2 protein-coding genes are annotated in these 18,544 nt (G+C 74.8%); both read left to right on the forward strand.

The genetic code is table 11. The annotated features are described in order from the left end of the window. Positions 1–6: 6 nt before the first annotated feature. Positions 7–14,943: a type I polyketide synthase gene (locus tag IEY99_RS35040; RefSeq protein ID WP_189208162.1), complete on the forward strand. Its 14,937-nt coding sequence runs from the start codon at positions 7–9 to the stop codon at positions 14,941–14,943. 44 nt (positions 14,944–14,987) lie between these two features. Continuing rightward, a partial coding sequence (locus tag IEY99_RS33590; protein WP_189208163.1) for a type I polyketide synthase occupies positions 14,988–18,544 on the forward strand: 3,557 nt, incomplete at its 3' end.

An 18,544-nucleotide genomic window follows, 5' to 3' on the forward strand; every position in this document is an offset into this window, starting at 1 on the left:
CTGCCGGTGTCGAACGAGGAGAAGCTCCGCGAATACCTCAAGCGGGCGATCGCGGATCTGCAGGACAGCCGGGAACAACTGCGCGAGGTCACCGAGCGGGAGCACGAGCCGATCGCCATCGTGGCGGCCGGCTGCCGGTATCCCGGTGGCGTACGGACACCCGAGGACCTGTGGGAGCTTGTCGACGCCGGGGTGGACGCGGTGTCCGGCTTCCCCCGCAACCGCGGCTGGGACCTCGGGTCCCTCTACCACCCGGACCCGGCGCACCAGGGCACCACCTACAGCACCGAGGGCGGGTTCCTGCACGACGCGGACCGCTTCGACCCGGCCGTCTTCGGCATCTCGCCGCGCGAGGCGCTGGCCATGGACCCGCAGCAGCGGCTGCTGCTCCAGGTCGCCTGGGAGACGCTGGAACGGGGCGGCATCGACCCGCTCTCGCTCGCCGGCACCGCCACCGGCGTCTTCGTCGGCACCGGCCACGGCGGCTACGACACCACGGGTGGCCGCGGTCACGAGGAGGCCGGCGGTCACCTGCTCACCGGCAACGCGGTCAGTGTGTCGTCGGGACGCATCTCCTATGTGCTGGGTCTGCAGGGCCCGGCCATCTCGGTCGACACCGCGTGCTCGTCGTCACTGGTCGCACTGCACCTGGCCGTCCGCTCGCTGCGCTCGGGGGAGTCGGACCTGGCCCTGACCGGCGGCGCCACGATCATGTCGACCCCGCAGATGTTCCTGGAGTTCTCCCGCCAGCAGGGTCTCGCCCCGGACGGGCGGTGCAAGCCGTTCGCCGCCGCGGCCGACGGCACCGGCTGGGCCGAGGGCGTCGGCATGCTGCTCGTCGAGCGCCTGTCCGACGCTCGCCGCCACGGCCATCCGGTGCTCGCGGTGATCCGCGGCACCGCGGTCAACTCCGACGGCGCGTCCAACGGCCTGACCGCGCCGAACGGCCCGTCCCAGCAGCGGGTCATCCGGGCCGCGCTGGCCGACGCCGGCCTGGCCGCCACCGACGTCGACGCGGTCGAGGCGCACGGCACCGGCACCCGGCTCGGCGACCCCATCGAGGCGACGGCCCTGCTCGCCACGTACGGACAGCAGCGTCCGGAGCGTCCGGTGCTGATCGGCTCGCTCAAGTCCAACCTCGGTCACACCCAGGCGGCGGCCGGCGTCGGCGGTGTGATCAAGATGGTCCTCGCCATGCAGCACGGCCGGCTCCCGGCCACTCTGCACACCGACGCTCCCACCCCGCACGTGGACTGGACGGCCGGCGACGCCCGCCTGCTCACCGCCGCGGAGCCCTGGCCCGCGGTGGACCGCCCCCGCCGGGCCGCTGTGTCGTCCTTCGGGGTCAGCGGCACCAACGCGCACGCCATCATCGAGAGCGTCGAGCCGCCCGCACCGGTCGAGCCGTCCGCCGACACCGGGCTTCCCTGGCTGCTGTCGGCCGGCAGCGAGCAGGCCCTACGGGCCCAGGCCGCCCGCCTCGCCGGCTGTGCCGACGGCGGTGACGACGTGGCGTACTCGCTGGCCACCAGCCGCGCCCTGCTGGCACACCGTGCCGTCGTCACCGGCGACCGGCGGGCCGGTCTGTCCGCCCTGGCCGAGGGCCGCGGCAGCACCCGGGCCGCGACCAAGCAGAGCCTCGCGGTCCTCTTCGCCGGGCAGGGTTCGCAGCGCGCCGGCATGGGCCGCGAGCTCGCCGACCGGTTCCCGGTGTTCGAGGCGGCGTTCGACCGGGCCTGCGACCGGTTGACCATCGACTGGGAGGACCTGGACTCGACCGGGAACTCCCAGCCGGCGCTGTTCGCCTTCGAAGTCGCCCTCTACCGCCTGCTCGAATCGTGGGGGATCCGGCCGGCGCTGGTCGGCGGCCACTCGATCGGCGAGATCGCCGCCGCGCACATCGCCGGTGTGCTGTCCCTGGACGATGCGTGCACGCTGGTGGCCGCCCGCGGCCGGCTCATGCAGGCACTGCCGGCCGGCGGGGTGATGGTCGCCGTCCAGGCGGATCCGGACGCGCTCGAACTGCCCGAGGGCGTCGAGGTCGCGGCGGTCAACGGGCCGGACTCCGTGGTGCTGTCGGGACCGGCGCAGGCCGTCCTTGCCTACACGCAGGGCTTCGGCCGTACCAAGCGGCTCACCGTGAGCCACGCCTTCCACTCGGCGCTGATGGAACCGATGCTGGACGACTTCCGCGCGGTCGTCGCCGGCCTCAGCTTCGCCCCGGCCACCGTGCCGGTGGTCTCCACGGTCACGGGTGCGCTCGCCGGGCCCGAGTTCAGTACCCCGGAATACTGGGTGGAGCAGGTCCGGCGGCCGGTGCTCTTGCGCGACGCGGTCCGCGCCGCCGAGGAGTTCGGCGTCACCGCGTTCGCCGAGGCCGGCCCGACCGGCACCCTCGCCGCGATGATCAGCGAGTCGGCCGGGCACGCCCCGGTCGTGGCCGCGTTGCAGCGCCGCGACCGCGACGACGTCACCGCCCTCTACGCCGGGATCGGCGCACTGCACGTGGCCGGGGTCCGGCTGGACTGGACCGCCGTCCTCGGCCGGCACCGCACGATCGGCCTGCCCACGTACGCCTTCCAGGAGGAGTCGTTCTGGCTGATGCCGCCGGCCGGCGATGCGCTCACGTATGACGTCGACTGGGCGCCGATCATCCCGGACGGGACGCCCACCGGCCGCTGGCTGGTGATCCACCAGGACACCGAGCTCTTCGGCGGCGTGGCCGAGGCCCTCACGGCCCGCGGCGTCGAGGTCGTCACCGGCGCTCTCGCCGACGCCGGCCCGCTCGACGGCGTGCTGGCCCTGCTCGACGGCGACCCGGACGCGCTGTGGCACGCCACCGAGCTGCTGCAGACGCTGGACCGCCTGGACCTGGACGCCCCGCTGTGGTGCGCCACCCGCGGTGCGCTCGCCACGACCCCCACCGAGACCGCCGATCCGGCCCAGGCGCGGATCTGGGGGCTCGGCCGGGTCGCCGCCCTGGAACTCCCGCAGCGGTGGGGCGGACTGATCGACCTGCCAGCCACCGTGGATCCCACTGCGGTGGACGCGCTCGCCGGCCTGCTCGGCGGCTCCGAGGACCAGGTCGCGATCCGGGCCGCCGGCGTGCTGGGTCGCCGCCTGCGCCGCACCCGGCCGGCGGCCGCTGCGACCTGGACCGCCCCGGCCACCGTGCTGGTCACCGGCGGCACCGGCGCGCTCGGCGCGCACGTGGCCCGCTGGCTGCTCGACCACGGCACGAGCCGGCTGATCCTCGCCGGCCGCCGCGGCCCGGCCGCCCCCGGGGCGCACGAGCTCGCCGCCGACGAACGGGTCAGCGTGGTCGCCTGCGACGTGGCCGACCGCGACGCCCTCGCGGCGCTGCTCGACGGCCTCGACCTGGACGGCGTCGTGCACGCCGCCGGCGTCCTGGACGACGGGCTGCTCACCGGGCTCACCCCGGCGAAACTGCACACCGTGCTGCGCGCCAAGGCACACGCCGCCCAGTACCTCGACGAGCTGGCCGGCGACCTGGACATGTTCGTGCTGTTCTCGTCCATCGCGGGCAGCATCGGCAACCATGGCCAGGCGAACTACGCGGCCGCCAATGCCGGCCTCGACGCGCTCGCGGAACGCCGCCGTGCCGCCGGCAAACCGGCCACCTCCGTCTCGTTCGGGCCGTGGGCGGCCGGCATGGCGGCCGGCCACGCCGCCGACGCCGCCGCCCGCCGCGCCGGGCTGCGCCTGCTCGACCCGCGCCGGGCCCTCGCCGCCGTGCAGGACGCGGTCGTCTCGGGCCGGGCCACGGTCACCGTCGCGGACATCGACTGGCCGGGCTACGGCGCCGCGATGACCGCTTCGCGGCCCAACCCGCTCTTCGCCGACGTGTACCAGGCGCCGGCCCGACCCACCCCGGCGGCCCCCGCCGACCGCGACCTGCTCGGCCTGGTCCGTGAGCAGGTGGCCGCCGTCCTGGGTCACGGCAGCGCCGACGGCATCGACGCCGGCCGTGCCTTCCGCGACCTCGGCTTCGACTCCCTCACCGCGGTGGAGCTGCGGAACCGGCTGGCCGCGGCGACCGGGCGCAAGCTGCCCGCGACACTGCTCTTCGACCACCCCACCGCCGCTGCGGTGGCGGCGTTCCTGCACGCCGAGACCACCGGGGACGCCACCGCGAATCCGGTCAGCGCGGCCGCCGCCTCCGACGAGCCGATCGCGATCGTCTCGATGGCGTGTCGCCTCCCGGGCGGCGTCGCCTCTCCCGAGGACTTCTGGGCGCTGCTCGCCGACGGGCGCGACGGCATCACCGGCTTCCCCGAGGACCGCGGCTGGGACACCGACCGGCTCTACGACCCGGACCCGGACCACCAGGGCACCACGTACGCCCGCGAAGGCGGCTTCCTCACCGACGTGGCCGGCTTCGACCACGGCTTCTTCGGCATCTCGCCGCGCGAGGCGCTGGCCATGGACCCGCAGCAGCGGCTGCTGCTCGAGACGTCCTGGGAGTTGCTGGAACGCGCCGGGATCGACCCGGAGTCGACCCGCGGCAGTGCCACCGGTGTCTTCGCCGGCGTCAACTCCAACGACTACCAGAGCGTCATCGCGGACAGCGCCGACGAGGTCGCCGGGCATCTGCTCACCGGCAACGCGATGAGTGTGCTGTCCGGCCGGGTCGCCTACACGTTCGGCTTCGAGGGCCCGGCGGTCTCGGTCGACACCGCCTGCTCGTCGTCGCTGGTGGCCCTGCACATGGCGGTCAACTCGCTGCGTACCGGTGAGTGCGATCTGGCGCTGGCCGGCGGGGTCACGGTCATGTCCACGCCGTACGCGTTCGTCGAGTTCTCCCGCCAGCGTGGCCTTGCCCCGGACGGGCGGTGCAAGCCGTTCGCGGCCGCGGCCGACGGCACCGGCTGGGCGGAAGGCGTCGGTCTGGTACTGCTCGAGCGGCTCTCCGACGCCCGGGCTAACGGCCACGAGGTCCTCGCCGTCGTCCGCGGCTCGGCGGTCAACTCCGACGGCGCCTCCAACGGGCTCACCGCTCCGCACGGCCCCTCGCAGCAGCGCGTCATCCGGCAGGCCCTCGCCAACGCCGGCCTCACCGCCGCCGACGTCTGCGCGGTCGAGGCGCACGGCACCGGCACGAAGCTCGGCGACCTCATCGAGGCGCAGGCCCTGATCGCCACGTACGGCCGGGACCGGACCGAGCCGCTGCGCCTGGGCGCGGTCAAGTCGAACATCGGGCACACCCAGGCCGCCGCCGGCGTGGCCGGCGTGCTGAAGATGGTCCTCGCCATGCGCCACGGCGTGCTGCCGCGCACCCTGCACCTGGACGCGCCCACGCCGCACGTGGACTGGGGCGACGGCACGGTCGCGCTGCTCGCCGAGTCCACGCCGTGGCCGGCGGGGGAGCGGATCCGGCGTGCCGGGGTCTCGTCGTTCGGCATCTCCGGCACCAACGCGCACGTCATCATCGAGGAGGCTCCGAGCGCGCCCGCCGCGGTGACGCCGCCGGCGGACGGTCCTCTGCCGCTGATGCTGTCCGCCCGCAGCGCGCAGGGGGTGCGGGCACAGGCGGCCAAGCTCGCCGTGCACCTGCGCGACGCCACGGACGATCCGCGCGACATCGCATACTCGCTGCTCACCACCCGCGCGGCGCTGCCGCACCGCGGTTCGGTGGTGGCTACCGGCCGCACCGGACTCGTCGCCGCGCTCGAAGAGCTCGCCGGGACCCCGTCCGTCGAGACCCCTGTCGCCGAGAGCGACGAGAAGCCCGTCTTCGTGTTTCCCGGGCAGGGCTCACAGTGGACGGGCATGGCGCTCGGACTGCTCGACGAGTCCCCGATCTTCGCCGCGAAGCTCCGCGAGTGCGGGGCCGCGCTGCGCCCGTACACCGGCTGGGACCTGGTGGAGGTGCTCCGTACGGGCGACCTCGACCGGGTCGACGTGGTGCAGCCCGCGCTGTGGGCGGTGATGGTGTCGCTCGCAGAGCTGTGGCGCGCGCACGGCGTGGAACCGGCCGCCGTCGTCGGCCACTCCCAGGGCGAGATCGCCGCCGCCTGCGTGGCCGGGGCACTGAGCCTCGAGGACGCCGCCCTGGTCGTCGCGTTGCGCAGCAAGGCCCTCACCGCGCTGGCCGGCCGGGGTGGCATGGCGTCGATCGGCCGTCCGGTGACCGAGGTCCGCGAGCGGATCGCCGGCTGGGGCGATCTGTTGTCCGTCGCCACCGTCAACGGTCCGCACTCCGCCGTGGTGGCCGGCGATCCGGTCGCCCTGGACGAGCTGATCGCCGCCTGTACCGCCGACGGCATCCGCGCCCGGCGCATCGACGTCGACTACGCCTCGCACTCCGCGCAGGTGGAGAGCATCGAGGCGGAACTGCTCGACGTGCTGGCCCCGATCCGCCCGCGCGCCGGCGACATCCCGTTCTGGTCCACCGTCACCGGCGAGCCGGCCGACACCGCCGGGCTGGATGCCGCCTACTGGTACCGCAACCTGCGGCAGACCGTCGAGTTCGAGCGCACCACCCGCGCCCTGCTCGCCGCCGGCCACCGCGTCTTCCTGGAGGTCAGCGCGCACCCGGTGGTCACCTCGGGACTGCGGGAGACCGTCGAGGACAGCGGGATCGCCGCGACCGCCCTCGGCACCCTGCGCCGCGACGAGGGCGGACTCACCCGGTTCCGCGCCGCGCTCGCCGATGCCCGCGACCACGGGGTCCGGATCGACCCGGACACCCTGTTCCCCGGCGCCGCCCGGGTGGCGCTGCCCAGCTACGCCTTCACCCGCCGGCGGTTCTGGCCGCGGATCGTCGCCCCGGCCGGACCGGGCGCGCTGCACCACCCGATGCTCGGCGCGGCCGTACGCCTGGCCCGCGCCGACGGCCTGGTGGTGACCGCCGACTGGTCGCTGCGTACCCACCCGTGGCTCGCCGACCACGTCCTCGCCGGCACCGTGCTGGTGCCCGGTGCGGCCCTGGTCGAGGCGGTCATCCGGGTCGGCGACGAGGTCGGCTGCGGGCGCATCGAGGAGCTGATCCTGCACGCGCCGGTGCTCGTCCCGCAGCGCGGCGCGGTGCAGATCCAGATCACCGTGGACGCCCCGGACGAGGCCGGTCTGCGACCGGTCACCCTGCACTCGCGGACCGCCGACGCGTGGACCCTGCACGCCACCGGCAGTCTCTCGGCCACCGGACCCGTGCCCGCGCCGATGGACCCGGCGTGGCCGCCGGCCGGCGCCGAGGCCCTCGACGTGAGCGACCTCTACGCCCGGCTGCACGACGCCGGATATGGCTACGGGCCCGCCTTCCAGGGCGTACGCGCCGCCTGGCGCAGCGGCGACGACATCCTCGCCGACGTCGCGCTGCCGGAGGCCGACGCGGCCTCCTTCGGGCTGCATCCGGCCCTGCTCGACGCCGCCCTGCACCCGGCCACGCTCGGCCCGCTGTCCGTCGCGGACGGCGCCGGCATGCCGTTCTCCTGGTCCGGAGTGTCGCTGTACGCCACCGGCGCCACCACGCTGCGGGTCCGGATCACCGGCGCCGGCCCGGACTCCATCACCGTCCACCTGGCCGACGGCACCGGCAACCCGGTCGCGGACATCGAGACCCTGGCGGTCCGTCCGGTCGCGGCACCGGCGCGGCAGGTCGACTCCCTCTACCAGGTGGGGTGGAACGCGCTGCCGCCCGCCGCCGAGCCGGCCACCGACTACACGATGGTCCATGCCGGCGACCCGGTCAGCATCCTGGACGAGCTCCAGGCCGGGCACGACCGGCTCGTCGTGGTCACCCGCAACGGGGCAGGGGACACCGTCACCGATCTGGACGCCGCCGCCGTCTGGGGCCTGGTCCGCTCCGCGCAGTCGGAGCACCCGGACCGCATCGTCCTCGTCGACCTGGACGACTCCCCGGCCTCCGCGGACGCGCTGCCCCGCCTGATCGCCACCGGCGAACCGCAGCTGATCGTCCGGCGCGGGGAGGGCTTCGTGCCGCGGCTGGAACGGGTCGGTGACGGCCTCACCGCCGATGACCCCACCCGACCCTGGCGTCTCGACATACCCACCAAGGGTACGGTCGACAACCTGGCCGTCGTCCCCGCACCGGACACCCTGGAGCCGCTCGGGCCGGGCCAGGTCCGGATCGCCGTACGGGCGGCCGGTCTCAACTTCCGCGACGTCCTCAACGCCCTGGGCATGTATCCGGGCGGCGCCCGGTACCTCGGCTCGGAGGCGGCCGGGGTGGTTCTCGAGGTCGCGGACGACGTCACCGCGCTCGCCCCGGGCGACCGGGTGACGGGCATGATCACCGGGGGCTTCGGCACCCACGCGGTCGCCGACCACCGGGTGCTGTCCACCTTCCCCGCGCACTGGACCTTCGCCCAGGCCGCCGCCGTACCGGTCGCCTTCCTCACCGCCTGGTACGCGCTGGGGGACCTCGCCGGCCTCACCGCCGGTGAGCGGATCCTGGTGCACGCCGCCACCGGCGGCGTCGGCATGGCGGCCACCCAGATCGCCCGGCACCTCGGCGCCGACGTCTTCGGCACCGCCGGTACGGCCAAGCAGCACCTGTTGCGCGCCGACGGCTTCGACGACGCGCACCTCGCCGACTCCCGCACCCTCGACTTCGCCCGGGTGTTCGCCGGCGGCGTCGACGTGGTGCTGAACTCCCTCGCCGGTGACTTCGTGGACGCCTCGCTGGGGCTGCTCGGCGACGGCGGCCGGTTCATCGAGATGGGCAAGACCGACATCCGCGACCCGGAGCCGATCCGGGCCGGACGCGGCGTCGCCTACCGGTCGTTCGACCTGATCGAGGCGGGTCCGGAACGCATCGGCGAGATGCTCGCCGAGCTGATGGCCCTCTTCGAGGCCGGTGCCCTGCATCCGCTGCCGATCGCTGCCTGGGACGTCCAGCACGCGCGCGACGCGTTCCGGTTCATGGCGCAGGCCCGGCACACCGGCAAGGTGGTGCTGACCGTCCCGGTCGCCTGGGACTCCGACGGCACCGTCCTGATCACCGGAGGCACCGGCGAACTCGGCGGCCTGCTGGCCCGGCACCTGGTCGCCCGGCACGGCGTGCGGCACCTGCTGCTGGCCGGCCGCCGCGGCCTCGACGCCCCGGGCGCCCGTACGCTGTCCGCCGAGCTGACCGCGGCCGGCGCCACGGTCACCGTGGCCGCCGCCGACGTCGCGAACTGCGACGACGTCGCCGCCCTGCTGGCGCTGGTCGACGCGGACCACCCGTTGACCGCGGTGGTGCACGCGGCGGGCCTGCTCGACGACGGCACCGTCGACTCGCTCACCCCCGGCCGCATCCGCGCGGTCATGCGCCCGAAGGCCGACGCCGCCCGTCATCTCGACGAACTGACCCGAGGCCTGGACCTCGCCGACATGGTGTTCTTCTCCTCGGCGGCCGGTGTGTTCGGCTCGCCCGGCCAGGGCAACTACGCCGCGGCGAACGCGTTCCTGGACGCTCTGGCGCAGCGCCGCCGCACGGCCGGACTGCCCGGCACCTCCCTTGCCTGGGGGCTGTGGGCACAGGCCAGCGGGATGACGCGGCACCTCGCCGTGGCCGACAAGTCCCGATCCCGCCGGCACGGTGGCCTGGAGCTGTCCACCGACGACGGTCTGGCGTTGTTCGACGCCGCGCTGGCCGCTCGCCGCGCGCTGCTCGTGCCGGTCCGGCTCGACACCGCCGGGCTGCGCGCCCGGCCCCGGGCCGAGGTGCCGGCGATCCTGCGCGGGTTGTTCGGTGCGACCGTCCGCCGTCGTGCCGGTGCCGCGGCCGGTACCGGGGACCTGCGGCAGCGGCTCGTCGGGCTGCGGCCCGGGGACCGTCGCGGCGTGCTGCTGGACCTGGTCGCCTCGTCCGCCGCGGCCGTGCTGGGCCACGCCGGCGGCACCGCGATCGATGCGGACCAGGCGTTCCGTGACCTCGGCTTCGATTCGCTGACCGCGGTCGAGCTGCGCAACCGGCTGGCCGCCGCCACCGGCCTGCGGCTGCCCGCCACCCTGGTGTTCGACCACCCCACCCCCGAGGCGCTCACCGCCCACCTGCTCACGGAGCTCACCGACGGGTCCGCACCGGCGGCCGCGCCCGCTCCGGCCGCAGCCGGCGACGACGAGCCGATCGCCATCGTCGCGATGGCGTGCCGCCTGCCCGGCGGCGTCCGCTCCCCGGAGGACCTCTGGGCGATGCTGGCGGATGGCCGCGACGGTGTCGCCGCCTTCCCCGCCGACCGGGGCTGGGACCTGGACGGGCTGTACGACGCGGTCCCGGACAGCCCCGGCTCGTCGCGTACCCGGCAAGGCGGCTTCCTCGACGCGGTGGCCGACTTCGACGCCGGCTTCTTCGGCATCTCGCCACGCGAGGCCCTGGCCATGGACCCGCAACAGCGGATCCTGCTGGAGACCGCGTGGGAGCTGTTCGAGCGTGCCGGCATCGACGTGCGCTCGGTACGCGGCCGCCCGGTCGGCGTCTTCGCCGGAGTGTCGTCCAGCGACTACCTGTCCCGGGTGCCGGACGTGCCCGAGGAGCTGGCTCCGTACATCAACAACGGCAACGCGATGAGCGTGGTGTCCGGCCGGGTCGCCTACACCTTCGGCCTGGAGGGTCCGGCGGTCACCGTCGACACCGCGTGCTCGTCGTCGCTGGTGGCGCTGCACATGGCGGTCACCGCCCTGCGCGCCGGTGAGTGCGAGCTGGCACTGGCCGGCGGCGTCACGGTGATGACCTCGCCGCGGATCATCGTCGACTTCGCCCGGCAGCGGGGTCTGTCGATGGACGGGCGCTGCAAGCCGTTCGCGGCCGCGGCGGACGGCGCGGGCTTCTCCGAGGGCGCCGGCCTGCTGCTGGTGGAGCGGCTGGCCGACGCGCGCCGCAACGGCCACCGGATCCTGGCGGTGGTACGCGGCTCGGCGGTCAACTCCGACGGCGCCTCGAACGGCCTGAGCGCCCCGAACGGCCCCTCCCAGCAGCGAGTCATCATGGCGGCGCTGGCCTCCGCCGGGCTGGCGCCGCAGGACGTCGACGCCATCGAGGCGCACGGCACCGGCACCCGCCTCGGCGACCCGATCGAGGCGCAGGCGCTGCTCGCCACGTACGGGCGGGACCGCGCCGGCGACCGGCCACTGCATCTCGGCTCGGTGAAGTCGAACATCGGCCACACCCAGGCGGCGGCCGGCATCGCGGGGATCATGAAGATGGTTCTCGCGCTGCGCCACGCTGAGCTGCCCCGCAGCCTGCACCTGGACGCGCCCACTCCGCACGTGGACTGGACCGACGCGGTCAGCCTGCTGCGCGAGCCGGTGGCGTGGCCGGCGGGCGGGCGAACCCGGCGTGCCGGGGTGTCGTCGTTCGGCATCTCCGGCACCAACGCCCACGTCATCCTGGAGGAGGCGCCTTCCGCCGAGGAGCCCAGCGGCGAGGAGACCGTCACCGGCCCGGTGCCCTGGGTGCTCTCGGCGCGCTCCGAGCGCGCCCTGCGCGGTCAGGCCGAGGCGCTGCTGCGGTGGCCCGGGAACCCGGCCACCGTCGCCCGCTCCCTGGTGGGTACGCGGACCCTGCACGAGAAGCGCCTCGTGGCGATCGGCGACAACCCCGCGGAAGCACTCCGGGCGTACGTGGACGGCACCCCCGACCCGCGCGTGGTCACGGGCTCCGCCGCTGCCCGGGACCGCCGGGTCGTGTTCGTCTTCCCCGGCCAGGGTGCCCAGTGGGCCGGCATGGGCCGCGAACTGCTGGCCGATCCGGTCTTCGCGGGCCGCCTGTCGGAGTGTGCCGAGGCGCTCGCCCCGTACACCGACTGGTCGCTCGCCGGCGCGCTCGCCGACGCCGACCTGCTGGACCGGGTCGACGTGGTGCAGCCCGCACTCTGGGCGGTGATGGTCTCGCTGGCCGCGGTGTGGCAGGCGCACGGCGTACGCCCGGCGGCCGTGCTCGGCCACTCCCAGGGTGAGATCGCCGCGGCCTGTGTCAGCGGCGCCCTGTCGCTGGCCGACGGCGCGAAAGTGGTCGCCCTGCGCAGTCGCGCCATCGCGGGCATGCTGTCCGGCCTCGGCGCGATGGCGTCGGTCGCCGCGCCGCACGCCGACGTGCAGGCCCGCCTGGCCGGCTACGACGGGCTCTCGGTCGCCGCGGTCAACGGCCCCGGCACCGTCGTCGTCTCGGGCGATGCCGCCGCCATCGACGAGCTGGTCGCGGGCTGTGTCGCGGACGGCCTGCGGGCCCGGCGCATCCCGGTCGACTACGCCTCGCACTCCGCGCAGGTGGAACGCCTCCGCGAGGTGCTGCTCGCCGAACTGGCGGACGTGCGCCCGCGGCCCGGCGACCTTCCGCTCCGGTCCACCGTCACGGCCGGCTGGGCGGACGACACCGACCTGCACGCCGAGTACTGGTACGAGAACCTGCGCCGTACGGTGCGGCTCGAGGAATCGGTGACCGGGCTCCTCGCCGAGGGCCACGACGTGTTCGTCGAGTGCAGCCCGCACCCGGTGCTGGGCGGCAGCATCGAGGACACCGCCGCGGCCGCCGGCACCGACGCGGTGGTGATCGGCTCCCTGCGCCGCGACGACGGCACCCGCGACCGGATGCTGCTGTCTCTCGGCGAGGCACACGTACGCGGCGTCGCCGTCGACTGGCGGCTCACCGACGGCCCGATCGTGCCGTTGCCCACCTACGCCTTCCAGCGTGACCGCTACTGGCTGGAGCCGGGGGCCCGGCATGATCCGTCCGGCCTCGACACCGTCGTGCACCTGGCCGGCGGGTCGGCCACCGTGCTCAGCGGCCGGATCGGCGTCACCACGCAGCCGTGGCTGGACGCGCACCGCATCGGCCGACGGGTCGTGGTGCCCGGGACCGCCTTCCTGGAGTGGGCGATCCGCGCCGGGGACGAGACCGGCCTGCCGGTGGTCGCCGAGCTCCAGGAGGGCACCCCGCTGGTCCTCGACGGCGACCGGGAGCTGCAGGTCGTCGTCACCGCCGACGGCGAACTGACCGTGCACTCCCGCCCGGATGCCGGCCTGCCATGGGTCCGGCACGCCACCGGTCACCTCACCCGCGAACCGGTCGCGGTGAGCGCGGACGGCGCCGGCATCCGCGTATCGGTACCGGAGGCGGCCGGCTTCCGGTTGCACCCGGACCTGTTGCAGGATGCGCTCGCCGGCGTGGGCCTGCCGACCGGCTGGCGCGGCGTCACCGTGCACGCCACCGGCGCCACCGAGCTCACCGTCCGGACCACCGCCCGCGGAGACGGCACCCTGGCCCTGGTCGCCGTGGACCCGGCCGGCGCCCTGGTGGCCAGCGCGGCCGCGGTCGTCCTCACCCCGGCCGAGCAGGTCGTCCTGCCCGCCGGCAACGCCCCGCTGTACCACGTCGAGTGGGAACCGCTGACGCTCGACGGCACGCCGGACGGAACCGTCCGCGCGGTAGCCGACGTGCATCAAGCCCTCGCCGAGGTCCAGGAGTGGCTGGCCGCCGACCGTCGCGGCAAACTCGTCGTCGTCTCCACCGATCCGGGCGTGCACGGGCTCATCCGGTCCGCGCAGTCCGAGCATCCGGGCCGGTTCCAGCTCGTCGACGCCGCACCCGGTGACGGCCTGGTCGCCGCCGCGTCGGGATCGGACGAGCCGCAGATCCGGATCCGCGACGGCGCCGCATCGGTGCCGCGGCTGGACCGGGCGCTCGCGGCCACCGGGGCGGCGGACTGGGGCACCGGCACTGTCCTGATCACCGGTGGCACCGGCACGCTCGGCGCGCTCGTCGCCGAGCACCTGGTCCGGGCGCACGGCGTACCGAAGCTGGTGCTCACCAGCCGACGGGGCCCCGACGCGCCGGGCGCCGCCGCACTGCGCGAGCGGCTCGCCGCGCTCGGTGCCGAGGTCACCGTCGTCGCCTGCGATGCGGCCGACCGGGACCGGCTCGCCGCCGTGCTCGGCGGCATCGACGACCTGACCGGCGTCGTGCACGCGGCCGGCGTACTCGACGACGGATTGATCGAATCGCTCACCCCGTCCCGCCTCGACGCCGTGCTGCGGCCCAAGGCGCAGGCGGCGATCCACCTGGACGAGCTGACCCGCGGCCGCGACCTTCGGCAGTTCGTGCTGTTCTCCTCCTTCGCCGGGGTGGCCGGCGCGATGGCGCAGGGCAACTACGCCGCGGCCAACGCGATCCTCGACGACCTGGCCGTTCGCCGGCGCGCCGCCGGTCTCCCGGGTACCTCGCTGGCCTGGGGGTTCTGGGAGCAACGCAGCGAACTGACCGGTGACCTGGACGCGGCCGACGTGTCCCGGATGAGCCGGGCGGGCCTGGTTCCCATCCCCGTGGACACCGGGATGGCCATGATGGACGCGGCAGTCGCATCCGGCGCGGCGCTGGTGGTACCGGTGCTGCTGGCCCTGTCCGGTGACGCGCCGCCGCTGCTGCGGCGCCTGGTCCGTGCCCCGCGACGCACCGCGGCCACCGCCCCGTCCGAGGACTCCCTGGCCGATCGGCTGGCCCCGCTCAGCCCGGCGGAGCAGGAGAAGACGCTGCTCCGGCTGGTCTCGGGGCACGTCGCGACGGTCCTCGGGCACACCACCGCCGACGCGGTCGAGGCCGAGCGCGGCTTCCTGGACCTCGGTATGTCGTCGGTCACCGCGGTCGAACTGCGCAACCGGCTCAACGCGGACACCGGCCTGCGCCTGCCGACCACCCTCATCTTCGACCATCCCACCCCGCTGGCACTGGCCCGCCAGTTGCGGGCCGCGCTGCAGCCCGGGGACAGCGCCGCCACCTCGGTCTTCGCCGGCCTGGCCGGACTGGAGGCGGACGTCGACCGGGCCGACCTGGACCCGGACGACCGGAGCCGGCTCGTCGCCCGGCTCAACGCCCTGCAACGCAGGCTCGACGGCGTGGCGTCCGGCGCGGACGACGACCTGGACGCCTCCACCGACGACGAGATCTTCGACCTCATCGACCGGGAACTCGGCCGCGCGTAACTCCACCCGCCGCGGCCGAACAGCTCAACGAAAGGTTCCCTGACATGCCCAGCTCCGAGGACAAACTCCGCGACTATCTGAAGTTGGTGACCGCCGACCTGCGGCGCACCCGGCAGCGGCTGGAGTCCGTCGAGGCCCGGGACGCCGAGCCGGTCGCCATCGTCGGCATGGCCTGCCGCTTCCCCGGCGGCGTGCAGACCCCGGAGCAGCTCTGGCAGTTGGTGTTCGACGGCGTCGACGCGATCGGCGACCTGCCGGACGACCGCGGCTGGGATGTCGCGAACCTGTACGACCCGGAACCCGGCAAGCCGGGTAAGAGCTACGTCAAACGCGGCGGTTTCCTCGACGGGGCCGGCGACTTCGACGCCGACCTGTTCGGCATCTCACCGCGCGAGGCACTGGCCATGGACCCCCAGCAGCGCCTGCTGCTGGAGTCCGCGTGGGAGGCCGTGGAGCGCGCCCGGATCGACCCGGCCTCGCTGCGGGGCAGTCGGACCGGTGTCTTCGTCGGCGGCACGGACACGCACTACGGCGAGTTGGCGCGCCAGGCGGAGGAGGCCGGCGGGCATCTGCTCACCGGCGGCGCGGTCAGTGTGCTCTCCGGTCGCATCTCGTACGCCCTGGGCCTGGAAGGTCCCGCGGTCACCGTCGACACCGCCTGCTCGTCGTCGCTGGTGGCCCTGCACCTGGCGGTCCGGGCCCTGCGCTCCGGCGAATGCTCGATGGCCTTCGCCGGCGGCGTCGCCGTCATGCCCACCACCGACCTCTACGTCGAGTTCTCCCGGCAGCGGGGCCTGTCGCCGGACGGGCGGTGCAAGCCGTTCGCCGAGGGTGCGGACGGCACCGGCTGGGCGGAAGGCGTCGGCGTCCTGCTCGTCGAACGACTCTCCGATGCCCGCCGGCTGGGCCACGAGGTCCTGGCGGTGGTGCGCGGCACCGCGGTCAACTCCGACGGCGCGTCCAGCGGCCTGACCGCCCCGAACGGCCCCTCGCAGCAGCGGGTCATCCGGGCGGCGCTGGCCAACGCCCAGCTCTGCGCCGCCGACGTGGACGTGGTCGAGGCACACGGCACCGGCACCCGTCTCGGCGACCCGATCGAGGCGCAGGCGCTGCTCGGCACGTACGGCGTGGACCGCCCCGCGGACCGGCCGCTGCGCCTCGGCGGCATCAAGTCGAACATCGGCCACCCGCAGGCCGCCGCCGGTGTCGCGGGCATCATCAAGATGGTCATGGCCATGCGCCACCGGGTGCTGCCGCAGACCCTGCACGCGGAGCAGCCCACCTCCGAGGTGGACTGGACCTCCGGTGCGATCTCCCTGCTCACCGAACGCACCGACTGGGCCGCGGGCGACCGCCCGCGCCGGGCGGGCGTCTCCGCCTTCGGCATCAGCGGTACGAACGCCCACGTCATCCTCGAGGAAGCCACCAACGAGTCCGCGGCACCGGACGACGAGCCCGGCGGTGTGCTGCCCTGGGTGCTGTCCGCGAAGTCCACGGCGGGACTGCGCGCGCAGGCGGCCCGCCTCGCCGACCACGTCGAGACCACCGGGCCGCGCCCGGTCGACGTGGTGCGTTCCCTGCTCACCACCCGGGCCCTGCTGAACGAGCGAGCCGTGGTGCTCGCCGACGGGCGCGACGACGCGGTGGCCGCGCTGCGCGCCCTGGCCGCCGGTGAGCCGTCCGCCGCCGTCGTGACCGGCGCGGCGCGGACCGGTCGTACGGCCGCCATGTTCACCGGCCAGGGTTCTCAGCGCGCCGGGATGGGCCAGGATCTGTACGCCCGGTATCCGGTGTTCGCCGAGGCCTTCGACGCGGTGACCGCACATCTGGACATCGACTGGGAGGACCTGGACGCCACCGGTAACGCCCAGCCGGCCATCTTCGCCGTCGAGGTCGCCCTCTACCGGCTCCTCGAATCGATCGGGGTCGTCCCGGACGTCCTCGTCGGCCACTCCGTCGGGGAGATCGCCGCCGCGCACGTGGCCGGAGTCCTCTGTCTGGAAGACGCCTGCACGCTGATCTCCGCTCGCGGCCGGCTGATGCAGGAACTGCCGACCGGTGGGGCGATGGTTGCCGTGCAAGCCGCCGAGGCGGACATCCCGGCTGCCGAGGGCGTCTCGGTCGCGGCGGTCAACGGCCCGGATGCCGTCGTGCTGTCCGGCGCGGCGGCCGCGGTGGAGGCGGTGGCCGCCGGCTTTACGCGGACCAAGCGCCTCACCGTCAGCCACGCCTTCCACTCGGCACTGATGGACCCGATGCTGGAGGCCTTCCGGCAGGTGGTCGACGGCCTCACCCTGCACCGGCCGCAGATCCCGCTGGTCTCCAACGTCACCGGGCGGATCGAGACCGACCTGTTCACCGATCCCGCGTACTGGGTGCGGCACGTCCGGGAGACCGTCCGCTTCGCCGACGGGGTCGCCGCCGCGGACGCCGACCGCCTGATCGAGATCGGCCCGGACGCGGTGCTGTCCGCCATGGCCGGCGGCAGCCCCACCCTGCGGCGGGACCGCGACGAGACCACCACCTTCCTGACCGCCGTCGCCACCCTGTTCAGCGCCGGGCAGCGGGTGGACTGGCCGGTCACCGGCGGACATCCGGTCGATCTGCCCACGTACGCGTTCCAGCACGAGCGGTACTGGCCCGCGCCCGGCGCGGGTGCCGCGGACGTCGGCGCGGCGGGGCTGGAGATCGCCGGACATCCGCTGCTGGGCGCCCGCGTGGAACTGGACGCCGGTGACCTGCTGCTCACCGGCCGGCTGTCGGCCGGCTCACCGCCGTGGCTCGCGGAGCATGTCGTGCTCGGCTCCGTGCTGCTGCCCGGCACCGCCTTCGTCGAGCTGGCGTTGCGCGCCGGCGACGAAGCGGGATGCGGGCACATCGACGAGCTGATGATCGCCGCACCGCTGGTCCTGCCCACCCGCGGCGCCCGCCAGGTGCAGATCCGGGTCGGCGCGGCTACCGCCGACGGCCGCCGGCCGGTCGGCGTGCGCTCGCGTGCCGAGGGTGGCGGCGACTGGATCGCGCACGCCACCGGACTGCTCGCCCCCGGCGAGGACGCCCCGGACGCCGCACCGGAGATCTGGCCGCCGGCCGGGGCCGTCGAGGTCCCGTTGGAGGGCATGTACGCACAGCTGGCGGCCGGCGGTTTCGCGTACGGGCCCACGTTCCAGGGCCTGCGCGCGGCCTGGCAGGACGGCGACGACGTGTACGCGGAGGTGTCCCTGCCCGACGATGCGGACTCCGCCGCGTACGGTCTGCATCCCGCCCTGCTCGACGCCTGCCTGCACGTCTCGGCGTTCAACGGCCTGGAACGCGGCGTCGTCCCGTTCGCCTGGCAGGGCGTCACGCTGCACGCCACCGGCGCCTCCGCGGTTCGTGTGCATGTCGCCCGCACCGGCGACGACAGCGTCGCGGTCTCCGTGGTCGACCCGTCCGGTGCGCCGGTGGCCACCGTCCGCTCGCTGACCCTGCGCCGCGCCACGGCCACCGTCCAGCACGACGACTTGTTCGAGCCCCGCTGGACCCCGGTCGTGCTGCCCGCCGCCGGCACGGACGCGGATGTGGAGGTGGTGCGGGTTCCGGATTTCGGTGGTGATGTGGT

The sequence above is a fragment of the Couchioplanes azureus genome, from assembly GCF_014648355.1.
Taxonomy (GTDB): Bacteria; Actinomycetota; Actinomycetes; order Mycobacteriales; family Micromonosporaceae; genus Actinoplanes; species Actinoplanes azureus.